Below are 13,438 nucleotides of genomic sequence, written 5' to 3'. Positions count from 1 at the left end.
CTTCCCGGTGTTTTATGTGAAAACCATTCATCGGTTTATATATACAGGAACTGCTCAATTTTTCAGTGGAAACTCCAGGCAGATGACTGTGCCCTCCGGGGATGTTTCCTTTAAAAAGATTCTTCCCCGGTGATTATCCATAATTCGCTCAGCAATCGTCAGCCCGAGTCCTGTGCCGCTTTCTTTCGTAGTGGAAAAAGGATCAAAAATCTGTTCCGCTGCTGCCCCCGGTATACCATGCCCATCATCAATAACCTGCACCTGGTAAGTACCATTTTCCTCTTTTCCAAGGATGGCAATGCGGCCGTGTTCCCCCACCGCTTCAGCGCTGTTCCGGAAAAGGTTATGGAATACCTGCTTCATCTGGCTCGTATCGAGAAACATTTTTTTCTGTTCGAGGTCCATATGAAAAGCGATATTTTTCGTATCCAGTGTTTCTTTCATGAGCGGAAGAATTTCTTCAATAACATCCTGAAGGTACACTTTCTGAAACTTCGGTGCTTCAGGCTTGGAAAGCATGAGCATTTCCTCAATAATTCCATTGATCCGCTCGATTTCTTTAAGAAGCAGGTGCAGGTGGAATTTGTCGACTTCCTCCTCTGTAAGGGACTGCTTCATCAAATTCAAAAAACCGTCAATGACAGCGAGCGGATTCCGGATTTCGTGGGCAGCTCCGGCCGCCAGTTCTCCGATAACTGCAAGTTTTTCCTGTCTGCGCACCTGCTGTTCCAGTTTTTCTGTTTCCGTAATGTTAATAAAATAAAAGATTCTACCGATTGATTCCTGATTTTCATTTACAAGCTCCGACTGGGAAACAAGAAACGTACACGCTTCCTTCCCATCGGTATACCACACTTTTTCGTTTTGAAATATACCTTTTGAGGCGAAGATTTCCCAGAATCGATGGACACCTTCCGCTTCTTTTTTCAGCCTTGGAAGCATCGATACGTCGAAGTCCTCCCCCATCACTTTTCTCGCTGCTTTGTTCAGCTGCACATCTTCTGTCTGCTCATCCGAAGTAACAATTCCGACCGGTAGAGAATCGAGAATCTGTTCTCTGTACTGTTTATCCGCGGTCAGCATATCAAAAGAACGTTTCAGCTGATAGGACATTTCATTGATGGAACGGGCGAGCGGCTGAAGCTCCACCTGGTTTGTTTCCTCCAATACTGCTCCGTAGCTTCCTGCAGCGATATGATTCAGCTGCTGCTCCATTTTCTGCACCGGACGTGTAAACACAGCACTGATTCTGTAGGAGACGAGAATCGACAGAATAACACCTATTGATGTAATAAGCAGCAGCAGATCCAGCGCTTCTTCAATAATAACTCCAAACCGATCCTGCTGGGAGTCCAGCCCGGCATTGGCTACTGTATAATTTTCAGCGAGATTGCCCTGGATTTCCTCAAGCAGGGCCATATATTCTGTTTCAATATAAGAGGCCGCACCTTCCGTATTACCGAGGGCAAGAAGTCCTCCTACGTTATTTTCAATCATAAAGTCCAGCATATCGAGGTCATGCTGAATAAAATCAAGAGAAGCCGGCGGAGCACCATACGTGGCTTCCAGGGAGTTTTCCTCGTTTCCGATATTTTCGTAATTGCTTATAAAATCACAGCAGAAATCTGTTTCTATTCCCATTTCCGTATACTGCTCCTTCATGGCCAGCTCCGTTTCCCAGTGACCAAGCCACAGGAGCTCAGGGACATTATCAGATGTCATCGATTCACTAACTTCACTGATTTCATCGAGAGAGTATATAAAAAAGAAAGAAAGGCTGCTCAGCAGTCCCGTAAGCAGCAGAAGTACAATTAATATTCTTGAGCGAAGGCTCCATGAATGTCGTCTATTCTTCACATATACCCCTCCGCCGATGAAAAAGTTCCGTTACTGTTTATCGGGAAAATCCTGCAGTTTTTCAGCCAGTTCTTCTTTATCCGTGTCCGTAAACATTGGCCCGAGATCACCCGTGCTGCTAATATTTCTGCCTTCCTGATTCGTCAGGTCATATACACCGCTTCCGAGTCCGTCCCTTGATAAATAGTCTTCCAGAATATATTCATATATTTTAGGCACATCAATCAGGACACTCGTAATCATCTGTTCTTCAGCCAGATAAGCCTGGTCGGTAATAAAGCCGATAATGTAAAAATCCTGGACCTGCGCCTGCTCAATCACATAGCGGTTAAATGTATTTCCCCGTGAATAAATAACATCTGCTCCTTCTGCAAGCAGTTCATCCAGAACCTGAAGAGCTTCTTCCTTGTTATTCCTGCTCTCCACTGTCCGATGAATGACTTCTGTTTCATCGCACAGCTCCTGCAGAATAGTTTCTACTTCTTCATGTCTTTTCCAATCTCCTTCTTTGCTGAGAACTCCAATTTTTTTTGTTTCCGATTTGATGGATCCTGCCAGCAGGGCCTGCACCTCAGCCTCCAGGTTGTTGTACGTATATACAGCCTGGTTATCGTGCTCCGGTGTCCCCTGCAGCGAAACAAATTTAGTTTCCGGATAGGAAGCGGCAATGTCATTGAATACTTCCGTGTATTCTCTGCCATGGCCAATAATGAGATCCCGTCCGTTATCTGCTTCTTTTACCGTCCGGTATTCTCTCAATGTTTCCGTAACGAGACCGGAAAAAAGCTCTGCTTTAATTCCAAACTTTTCTTCCACACGAAGGCGGCTGTGATGAGCATGGCTACCCCAGCTCTGATCGGCAATTGCATCGGATACGAGAATCACGGTATCCGGCTTTTCCTCCTTGAGCTCTGAAGTATCCGCTGCCTGGAACATTTGTGTTGATAAATAATACAAAAAACCTATAAGAATGATGGCACAGAGAAACGCTAGGCATAAAATGACACTGCTCTGCTTTATCTGCCGCTGCATAAACGTTCCCCTCCCAATCAACAAATTACGACACGATCCGAGTTTATGTACCCCTATTTTACTAGAATAAAGACCTATTCGTCTATACCGCCATGGGTTTCAAGCGGGAATTATCTTTCGGAAACCGAGAAATACGAGGTGAAAGAAAGACACTAATGTCAAAATAAGTAACCTGTATAAAAAATGGTTAAATAAGACATACGTACCATTACAATAGACATTTCAGTCAGTTTTACTGAAAGGATAAAAAAAGCTGCCTCACGAGTCGACAGCAACTCGAAAGGCAGCGCAGGTATCAGCCTGTATTTAACAGCCCTGCTGCTACACCGCTTATGGTGAGCAGTACTTCTGTGAGAACTTCATCCGTGTGCTCCTCTTCTTTCGTTTCCCGGAGCGTCCGGATCAAATTGACCTGCAGGAAGTTCAGGGGATCCACATACGGGTTCCGCAGGTGAACGGAGCCTTGAATGTTTGGAGTGAAATCCAGCAGCTCTTCCGAACCGGAGATCTTCAGGAGCATTTCTTTTGTTAAATCAAATTCGTCAGAAATAATACCAAAAATACGCTCGCCAATTTCTTTATCTTCTACAAGATCTACGTATTCTTTCGCTGCTGTCAGGTCCGCTTTCATAAGCGCCATCTGCAGGTTATTGATCGTGGAGCGGAAAAACGGCCAGCCTTCATACATTTCTTTCAGTGTCTGCAGCTCTTTTTCTCCTTTTTCTGCATACCGGGCGAGACCGGAGCCGGATGCAAACCACGCGGGAATCATCTGGCGGCACTGGGTCCAGGCGAATACCCATGGAATAGCACGGAGATCTTCAAACTTTTCGCTGTTTTTACGGCTCATTGGACGGGAACCGATGTTCAGCTCACGCAGTTCGTTCAGCGGTGTCGTCTGCTTGAAATAAGTCAGGAAATCGGGATCGCCGAACACGAGATCCTGGTATTTTTTGAGCGAGTGATCAGACATTTCCTCAATGGCATTTTCCCATTCTTTTTTCAGTCCGGTTGCCTGCTCTTCCGTATGGTGCACTTTGGAAGTGGACTGAATTAATGCGGAAGCCGCCTGCTCCAGATTTCTAAAGGCGATGTTTCCGAGCATGTAACGGGAGGAAAGCACTTCCCCCTGTTCCGTAATTTTCACACCGTCACCGAGCGTTTCGGCAGGCTGGGACATGATACTTCGGTTCAAAGGACCACCGCCGCGTCCAAGCGAACCACCGCGTCCATGGAAAAACTTCAGACGGACGTCGTAATCACGCGCCATGTTATGAATTTCCTGCTGGGCTTTAAACAGCTTCCAGTTGGCAGTCAGTGTACCGCCATCCTTACTGCCGTCGGAATAGCCGAGCATAATTTCCTGATGGTTTCCGCGGTGTTCAATATGTTTACGGTATATATCCGCATCAAACAGCGTCTTCATAATTTCCGGTCCGGCAATCAGATCGTCGACTGTCTCCAGCAGCGGGGCAACGTTCAAATTGCTCTCCACCGTACCGTCCACGTGCAGTCGATAAATACCTGCTTCTTTCGCAAGTACGAGTACTTCAAGCAGGTCACTTGCAGACTGTGTCATGCTGACAAGATACACTTCAATGGATCGTTTACCGAACTCCTTATGAGCGTTGTTGATCATTTTAAACACGTCAAAAATATCCCGTGTTTCCTTGGAATAATCTTCATTCAGCAGCATGAGCGGCCGCGGGTCTTTGAGAACGCGAATCAACAGCTCCTGCTTTTTTTCTTCACTGAGGGAAGCATAGTCTCCTTCCAGCCCCACTACCTGAAGCATTTCGGCTACAGCTGACTCGTGCTCGCCGCTGTGATTCCTCACATCAAGTGTCGCAAGGTGGAAGCCGAACAGCTGCACCTGACGGATCATCTTATTGAGTTTTTTCAGGCGGATGTTATCCAGCTGATGTTCTTCTGCGTTTTCCTGAATGAGCATCAAGTCGCGGAGAAGCTCTTCGGCATGGTCATAGGCGTGTTTCCCTTTGGACTCCACCTGACGGAGACGCTTCAGCATAACAGCAAATTTCCTGCGGTATACTTCTCCTTCGATCTGCCATTTTTCGCGTCCGGTTAAATATTTCTTTTCTTCTTCAGCCACATGCTGAAGGAATTCTTCCGAAACGTCCACGCGCGTTGTGGACTGACTGAACCGTTTCATAAGATCCGTCAGCGATTCTTCATACTTCTGAAGAGCGAGCCCGCGCTGCAGCTTGAGCGTTTCCCACGTAATTTCAGGTGTTACGAACGGGTTTCCGTCACGGTCGCCGCCGATCCATGAACCGAAATTAAGAAAGTTCGGAACCTGCCACTGCTTTTCAGGAAAATATTCCTGCAGCTCATCTTCGAGCTCCTGATGAACGGCCGGCAGCACGTCAAAGAGCGTCTGATCAAAATAGTACAGCCCGTTTTTCACTTCATCAATAACTGTCGGCTTCCGGTGGCGGAGTTCGTCTGTCTGCCAGAGAACAGTAACCTCATTGTACAGGCTTTCCTCCAGGTTTTTACGCTTTTTGTAAGGCAGAGCCGGCTGATCCAGCTTTTCAAGGATCGTGGAAATCCGCTTTTGAATTTCCAGTACGGTCCGCTTCGTCGCTTCTGTCGGATGAGCGGTCATAATGAGTTCGATCGACAGATCATCGAGAATTTTCTGGATCGTTTCCTCCGAATGGTTATCTGATTTCAGGGCAAGCACAGCTTCCTGAATGGAATGGCTCTGAATATCCTGATCCCGTTCCCGGCGGTAAAACTGGGACCGGCGCACCCGGTGGTTCTGTTCTGCAATATTTACGAGATGAAAATAAATGGAAAACGCCCGGATCACCTGCTGGCGCATCGGTGGTTCCAATTTTGCAATTTCATCTTTTAAGTAGCTGTATTTGTTTTCATCAAAGGTTTCACGCAGTCCTTTTGTCAGTTCGCGGATCTCTTCGACTTTATTAAACAGTTCTTCTCCTCCATGCTTTTTCAGCACTTCTCCGAGAATACTTCCCAGCTTGTTGACGTCATTTCTCAGCTGCACATTTTGATCCTGTGTTTCTGTCATAAAAAGATCCCTCCTGTAAACATTAATTCAACCTGCGCCTGATGGCACTGTCCAAAGCAAAGTGGGACAACTTGTGTCCTAGGTGACATAAACTGTCCCACCCAGGCCATACGATGAACCGGCGCTTAATAACAAACATATTACCAGAAAGCCTCATTAATAATCAATTTTTTCTTACTATTTTGTCATTGCATGAGCGATCCGGAGAAAAGCTGTGCATAGTAATGATGTCAGCGATTCAGCACCGCTGTCACCGGATCCGGGCCTGTTCTGCCTTCATACTCTGTTTGATATCAAAAGCTCATTCCGTTAGTGCATGCTGAACAACATGGAAAACGCATAACGGGTATTTGCCGGGGGGCATAAATTATCCGGCTCAATCGTTTGTTTTAAAAAGTTCTATTATGAGATTGATCCGGGTGAAAAAATAAAAAAGAGCTGCCCCCTCTTAAAGCGGAGTGTTTCAAAGCTGCAGCCCTCAAAAATACTTACGCTGGATTTCTTCGAAAAAATTTAAATGATGCCCTGAAAACGCAGTACGACTTCCGCTATAAGCGCGGATCCGATAAACGTCCCGAGAAGGACGAGGCTCGCTACGATAAGTGTCCGCCAGCCGAGTTTTGCAAAATCGGCCCATGATCTGCCGATGGAAATTCCGGCATAGGCAAGAATCGGTGTCGTTAATGCAAGAAGCTCCACTTCATTTGTCCACGTAACAATATACTCTGCCCCCGGGGTCCATGGCATGGAAACGAGAATGCCGATAATCGCAATATAGGCAACACTCGGAAACTGAATCGGAATTAAATCACTCAAAATAAATCCTGCGAGACAGATAAGAATCAGCACGATCATCCCCGGTACAGCAGACAAGGGGGCTATCTCGTAGCCGAGCCAGTTGCCGAACAGAGCGGATATTCCAAAAATACAAAGCAGCAGTGTCCATTCCTGAATATTTTTAAGCATTGTTTTTCCGCTCCTTCCGTCTCATCATAAACGCGTACAGTTTCTCGGTAAGAGGCAGCCCGACAAAGATACTTAAGTACAGGCCCGTTGAGAGAGAAAGCAGGTTACTCGCCCCGGCAAATGCTACGATCGAATCTTCCATTTCCGGGAAGGAGCCGACAAGTGATCCGCTTGCCGCTGCCATCATGCTGCCGCTTCCAATGCCTGAAGCCATGGCAAAAGACAGTGGAGAAAGCGGCGTCAGTGTTGCTAAAAAGCCTGCAATCAGCCCCATAAACACCGCACCGAATACCGTACCGAAAATATAGACGGCCATAACGCCCCGTCCTTCGGGGGAATTCATCCCGAATTTATCCATGATCAGTCCGACATTCGGCTCCCGCGCGACAGAGTGCGTCATTCCAATCGCTTCTCTTCTCAGTCCAAGCATAATCGCAATAGGGAGCGCGAGGAAAATCGTGCCGAGATTTCCGAATTCCTGCAGCAGAAGAGCCGGTCCGGCTGCAATAATTTCCGGAAGAGACGGTCCGATAATTACCCCGATTTTTGCGAGCAGCAGTGCCACCCCGAGAACGATCAGCGGCTCGGCATTTTTTGCCTGTTTTTCTGAAATAAATGGTGTGAAGAAAACAATCAGTCCAATGATGATCGCGTAAAGCATCGGCAGCAGAAGCACCACACCCGGTCCAATCGTAAAACTGAACTGGCCGATGCTCTCTGCGATAATAACAATTCCAAGTACTACAACGTGAAGTTTCCAGTCCTTCCAGAGTCCATACGCCTTATCCGCTGCCATATTCTCCTCCTTTATCTCTGTTCAGTAACAGAGCACCTTTTTTCGATCATTTTCTTCAGTACGTGAATCGTATTCATACAGTCTTTTAATGCGGACCATTCCTTCGGGTTATGGCTGATTCCATCCCTGCTTTTCGTAAAGAGCATTGCCATCGGAAGATACCTGCCGATAATCATCGCATCGTGAGCCGCACCGCTCGGAAGGTAGACCGCTTCTGCACCGAGAATCTCCGCGGCGGTTTTCTGAAGATCTTTATCCGCCGGGACCGGATCGATTTTCATACTTACTTCTTTTTCTATGGAGACACCCCAGCTTTTTTCAATTTCTTCAAGCAGCGATGTAATTTTCTTCAGAAGCTTCTCCCTCGTCTTCACCTGAATATCACGCACGTCGACCGTACACGTTACTTCCCCCGGAATAACATTGACACCGTTAGGGAAAACATTCAGTTCTCCGACCGTTGCTACAGCAGTGGACGAGGCTTTAGCAGGAAGCTGGGTCAAAGACGACACAAAGGCTCCGGCTGCTGCCAGCGCATCTTTTCTGTCATTCATCGGTGTATTACCGGCATGTCCTGCTTCTCCTTTAAATCGGAGCTTCAGCCAGGCAGGCCCTGCAATGCCGGTGACGATTCCGGTGGATTGATTTAATTTTTCCAGCTCTTTCCCCTGTTCGATATGTACTTCCATGTAGGAATCATAACGGCTGAGGTCCGCCCCGGCCGACACGACCGATTCCATCGTAAGCCCGTTTTCTTTCATTACTTCCTCGAAGCTTTTTCCGTAAATATCTATACGTTTCGTTTCTTTTTCTTCTTCCAGCTCTCCCATAAATGCTTTACTCCCAGTCATTCCCCCATGAAATCTTGCCCCCTCTTCATCGGAGAAAACAATTGCTTCATAACTTTTTTCAGGAACGTACCCTGCTTCCTGCCAAGCTTCTGCCACTTCAATCGCTGCAATGACTCCGAGCGCACCGTCAAAATGCCCGCCATTTGGCACGGTATCTACGTGGGAACCGCAGAGAACGGTTTTTTCAGAAGCTGTCCCTTCAATCCTTCCGATCACGTTTCCTGCTCCGTCCGTACGGACGATCATGCCGGCTTTTTCCATCCAGTACTGGACGAGCAGCTTTGCTTCTTTTTCCTCTTTGGAAAACGCCAGCCTGTGGGACCCCTGCTGATCTGTCAGACCTATTGCACAGAGGGCCGCGAGCCGGTGGGCTGTGCGTTCCCCGCTGATTCCATCCCGGTCAAGTACCGAATCGTAACCTTCCACGAGCTGTTCGTAAAACTCAAGTGAGAAGTCTTTCATATTCACCGTACTCCTTTCTTCCTAATACTCTTACTTTATTTTTGGGAAAGCTATATTAAAGTTCGCTGACGACTGGAGAAACATTTCGCTTCCAACCGGCCTGCCGTGGAGGAGATTTTCGGGTTTGCTTACGCCCTGCGGGATCTTTCAATCTCCTTCTTCCGCGAGCCGGTTTCCACTTCGTTTTTTCATAGAAAAAGAAAAGTTCTACTTTTCAAAAACACTGTTCTTTCTACCGTAAAACGATGCCCGGGAAGAAACACCTGCGGAATGACATCCGCATGCTTTCTCCGCGGCAGGTGTAAAGAGCCGCAGGCAACCTTCAAATACAACCCGGAGCTTTAACGGAGCGTGCAAAATCGCTGCACCATGAGGAATGAAAAAGGTCCTTTTCCAGTAAGAGTACCTTCTATCCCAACAGGTGGAACGAAGCCTGTTTGTGCCTGGTCTTTTTTACCGGAAGCTGTAGTGGACATGGAGGGACTCCAGAGCGATGAAGGCCGGGCCCCTTGGAAAGCCTCTCCATAGAAACGAAAGCAGACGTTCATTTATTATTTTCAAGGTAGCTTTCGGGAAAAGAAACAGAATCCCTTCTTTTTGCCTGCCTTAAATAAAGTCGGATGCCGGGGCGGTGAAAAATTCCCCCATGACGTTTTTAGTCATGGGGGAATCAGTAAGCTGTTACATTCCTTTGTTCATTGCCCGGGCTTTTTCAAAATCATCTTCCATTGCCTTCGTCGGAGCAGGTCCGATATAACTGAAGAGAATAATCATCAGTGAGGAGATGATAAAGCCAGGTACGAGTTCATAAAGATCAAACAAGCCGCCTGCCTGGATCTGCACCCAGATAAGCACTGTAGCACCACCGGAAATCATTCCGGCGAGCGCCCCGTTTCTCGTCATCCGCTTCCAGAAAAGCGAGAATAGAATCAGCGGACCGAATGTAGCCCCGAGACCGGCCCAGGCGTAACTTACAAGTTCAAGCACTGTACTGTCCGGATCCTGGGCAAGGATCAGCGCAACACCTGCTACAGCAAGAACCCCGAACCGGCCGACCATGACCAGTTCCTTCTGAGACGCATTTTTACGAAGGAATCCTTTGTAAAAGTCTTCCGCCAGCGCAGAAGATGATACGAGAAGCTGGGAGTCAACAGTACTCATAATTGCTGCAAGTACCGCTGCCAGAAGCACCCCGGCTACGACTGGATGAAAGAGTACCTGAGTAAAGGAAAGAAAGACGGTTTCCGGATTATCCAGCGGCTGATCGGCAAAGTAGGCAATACCGACGAGACCGGTAAATACCGCCCCTGTCATCGATAGAATCACCCACGTAATACCGATCGTCTGCGCTTTAGGCAGCTCCTTCATGGAACGGATCGCCATAAAACGAACGATAATGTGCGGCTGACCGAAATACCCAAGCCCCCAACCGAGAAGGGAGATGATCCCGATAATTCCTACACCGCCGAACAGACTTAAGTTGTTCGGATCAATACTGCGGATCGTATCGAAAGTCGGACCGACACCCCCAAAGTCAAAAATTGCGACGATAGGAATAATGATAAGTGCCAGGAACATAAGAATCCCCTGCACAAAGTCTGTCCAGCTTACGGCAAGAAACCCGCCGAGGAACGTATAGGAAATAATGACAATGGCACCGATCCAGAGCGCTGTCTGCTGATCCAGCCCAAACGAGCTCTCAAACAGGATCGCGCCGCCGACAAGACCCGAAGAGGTATAGAACGTAAAGAAAATTAAGATTAGTACGGCTGAAACAATTCTGAGCGACCGTGACTTATCGTTAAATCTGTTTTCAAAAAAGTCCGGAAGTGTAATGGAATCGTTCGCCACCTCTGTATAGGAACGAAGCCGTCCGGCGACGAGCAGCCAGTTAATGACAGCACCGACTGCAAGCCCAATCGCAATCCATGCCTCTACCAGACCGGAAGCGTACAGCGCTCCCGGAAGTCCGAGCAGAAGCCAGCTGCTCATGTCCGAAGCACCGGCAGATAGTGCAGCAACTCCGGCACCGAGACGTCTGCCCCCAAGTACGTAGTCCGATAAGTTTGATGTCATTTTGTATGCGATAAGACCAAGCGTCAGCATACCTAAAAGATAGACAATAAACGTAATAATAATCGGCGTCGTATCTTCTACAAACATGTTAATTCCCCCTTAGCATAAAATAGACTCTCCGTCTACGGTCCTCCCCTCGAAAATTCCGATAATTTTGTTGCATACTTCATTATAGCCTGAAAGTTTCAGCATTGCTACAGCTGATTAACAGACGAAAAGCGCATAGTTATGGGAATATATGGTTCTTTTAAAGCATTTAGACTTGCTGTACAGGAATTACCGTTCCGGATTTCCTTCCCTTCAGTTTCGGTTCGCCGGTACGGGGGAATAGCTGTACGGGAAGCTGCAGAAAGTAATCAAAAAGCTTTTATTTGGTTTTCATCAACTACTTTACATCAGGAGGTACCTCTTATGACCACATATGCTAAGCAGTTTATTAATGGAGAATGGGTGGACGGCTCCAGCAGTAAGTCACTGGAAAATCTGAATCCCTACACCGGAGAAACATTATTTACCATGTCTTCTGCTTCGGCAGAAGATTTGGATAAAGCTTTCCGCTCAGCTGAAGAAGCCTTTAACAGCTGGCAGAAGACCCTCCCCTCGGAAAAGAGGGAGCTTCTAGAAAACGTGGCACACGTCATGGAAAAGAGAAAAGAAGAAATTATAGACTGGCTCGTGAAAGAGTCCGGAAGTACACTCGTTAAAGCAGAAATTGAATTCGGCGCCGCCCTTGGTATTGTGAAAGAGTCTGCTTCTTTTCCTTACCGGATGCAGGGCCGGATTCTCGATTCCGATACTCCCGGAAAGGAAAATCGTATTTATAAGTCTCCAAAAGGCGTCATCGGAGTAATCGGTCCGTGGAATTTCCCTTTCCATCTGTCGCTTCGTTCCGTCGCCCCGGCCATTGCTTCCGGCAACACGGTCGTTTTGAAGCCTGCATCGGATACGATCGTGACGGCCGGCACGCTCATTGCGGATATTTTCCGGGAAGCCGGAGCTCCGGCAGGCGTTCTTAACGTAACGGCAGGTCGCGGCTCGGAAATCGGGGATGCGTTTGTCGAACATCCTGTTCCCGGTGTTATATCTTTTACCGGGTCAACGGAAGTCGGCTCCCATATCGCAAGTCTCGCCGGTTCGCAGATAAAAGATACGGCTCTCGAACTCGGAGGTAATAACGCTGTTGTTGTTCTTGAGGACGCCGATCTGGAGCAGGCTGCCGATGCCGCCGCGTTTGGAAAGTTTCTTCATCAGGGCCAGATATGTATGAGCGCAAATCGTCTGCTCGTGCATGAAGATGTGCACGACGAATTCCTCCGGCTGTTCACCGAGAAAACTGCCCGCCTGAAAACCGGAGACCCTTCTAAAAAAGAGACAGTAATCGGACCGCTTATCCGTGAGGAAGAGACGGAGCGGCTGAAAAAGGAAATTCAGGCCACCGTGGAAGAAGGTGCTGAACTTCATTACGGAGGCGGATCTGACGGAGCCGTAATGGAACCGACAATTTTAACGAACGTGACACGGGATATGCCGGCAGCGGCAAAAGAAATGTTCGGACCGGTCGTTTCCGTTCTCACTTTCCGTACAGAGGAAGAAGCGGTCGAACTCGCTGACAGTACACCTTACGGTTTGAGTGGTGCTGTGCACTCCCGGGACATTCACCGCGCCGTGGAATTTGCTAAAAAGGTGGATACCGGAATGATTCACGTAAACGACCAGCCCGTAAACGACGAAGCCCACGCCGCTTTCGGCGGTGAAAAGCAGTCCGGGCTCGGACGTTTCGGAGGTGAATGGGCACTCGACAAATTCACGACGGAAAAATGGATCTCCGTTCAAAACGGCAGACGAAGCTACCCATTTTAACGCATGAAAAAAGCGGAAGAGAAAATCCGCTTCCTACCTCAAATTCAAAAAGGCTGATCCGGTTAGTTATTGCACCGGATCAGCCTTTTTGAGTGAAACTACGGGATCGGGAGCCGCGCGATTCTGCCAACTTTCTGCGGAATATGAAGTTAGTATAAAAAGTAGACACGCCAAAGTGATAGAATACAGCTAACGAAAGCAACCGGAGGAGGAGAAGGAAATGGAGAAGGAGAAAAAACATTACGACAGAAGATTCCGGCGATATGTCGCGAAGCTGGTGGTGGAGGATGGGCGCCGTCCCGCGGACCTGGAACGGGAACTCGGCATTTCCTACAGTTCCCTGATGCGCTGGGTCAAAGCCTATAAGGACGAACAGAACGAAACGGAAAAAAGCCGGCAGGACAGCCTGTACACGGCCACCGAATACAAGCGCCAGCTGGAAATGTCGGAAAAAGCCCGGCGGGACTTGGCAGAGGAGAA

At 47.9% G+C, this 13,438-nt stretch carries 10 protein-coding genes; 3 read left to right on the top strand and 7 right to left on the bottom strand.

The window, feature by feature from the left end; translation table 11 throughout:
* Positions 1-54 precede the first annotated feature (54 nt).
* The 6 genes from C6Y45_RS05980 to C6Y45_RS05955 all read right to left on the bottom strand — a co-directional run bounded on the left by C6Y45_RS05980 (position 55) and on the right by C6Y45_RS05955 (position 9,022).
* Positions 55-1,857 (bottom strand): sensor histidine kinase, encoded by a 1,803-nt coding sequence (locus C6Y45_RS05980; RefSeq protein WP_107584253.1) that lies wholly within the window; start codon positions 1,855-1,857, stop codon positions 55-57.
* A 30-nt stretch (positions 1,858-1,887) separates the two neighbouring features.
* Positions 1,888-2,889, bottom strand: coding sequence for a BMP family ABC transporter substrate-binding protein (locus C6Y45_RS05975; protein WP_107584251.1), 1,002 nt, complete (start codon positions 2,887-2,889; stop codon positions 1,888-1,890).
* A 295-nt stretch (positions 2,890-3,184) separates the two neighbouring features.
* Entirely contained in the window at positions 3,185-5,947 is a 2,763-nt protein-coding gene (ppc, locus tag C6Y45_RS05970; RefSeq protein WP_107584249.1) for a phosphoenolpyruvate carboxylase, read from the bottom strand.
* A gap of 513 nt (positions 5,948-6,460) precedes the next feature.
* Positions 6,461-6,913 (bottom strand): hypothetical protein, encoded by a 453-nt coding sequence (locus C6Y45_RS05965; RefSeq protein WP_107584247.1) that lies wholly within the window; start codon positions 6,911-6,913, stop codon positions 6,461-6,463.
* On the bottom strand, positions 6,906-7,709 hold the full coding sequence (locus C6Y45_RS05960; RefSeq protein WP_107584245.1) for a DUF3100 domain-containing protein: 804 nt from the start codon (positions 7,707-7,709) through the stop codon (positions 6,906-6,908). Before C6Y45_RS05960 ends, C6Y45_RS05965 begins: the two co-directional genes overlap by 8 nt.
* Before the next feature lie 11 nt (positions 7,710-7,720).
* Entirely contained in the window at positions 7,721-9,022 is a 1,302-nt protein-coding gene (locus tag C6Y45_RS05955) for a M20 family metallo-hydrolase (RefSeq protein WP_107584243.1), read from the bottom strand.
* Between the two features lie 369 nt (positions 9,023-9,391).
* On the opposite strand from C6Y45_RS05955, the gene C6Y45_RS17385 reads away from it, so the two are divergent.
* A complete protein-coding gene (locus tag C6Y45_RS17385) occupies positions 9,392-9,550 on the top strand; it encodes a hypothetical protein (protein ID WP_160058163.1) in 159 nt (52 codons plus the stop codon).
* Between the two features lie 153 nt (positions 9,551-9,703).
* Here the strand turns inward: C6Y45_RS17385 and putP are convergent, their stop codons facing one another.
* Entirely contained in the window at positions 9,704-11,185 is a 1,482-nt protein-coding gene (gene putP / locus C6Y45_RS05950) for a sodium/proline symporter PutP (RefSeq protein WP_107584241.1), read from the bottom strand.
* A gap of 324 nt (positions 11,186-11,509) precedes the next feature.
* On the opposite strand from putP, the gene C6Y45_RS05945 reads away from it, so the two are divergent.
* The gene (locus C6Y45_RS05945) at positions 11,510-12,958 is read left to right on the top strand and encodes an aldehyde dehydrogenase family protein (RefSeq protein ID WP_107584238.1); all 1,449 of its coding nucleotides are present in this window, start codon (positions 11,510-11,512) and stop codon (positions 12,956-12,958) included.
* Between the two features lie 220 nt (positions 12,959-13,178).
* Positions 13,179-13,438: transposase (locus tag C6Y45_RS05940; RefSeq protein ID WP_107584236.1), on the top strand; the 260-nt coding region annotated here is incomplete at its 3' end.

It is taken from the genome of Alkalicoccus saliphilus (assembly GCF_003044065.1).
GTDB lineage: Bacteria > Bacillota > Bacilli > Bacillales > Salisediminibacteriaceae > Alkalicoccus > Alkalicoccus saliphilus.
The sequence above is the reverse complement of the archived record's forward strand: the minus strand, read 5'-3'. Positions and strand labels throughout refer to the sequence as shown.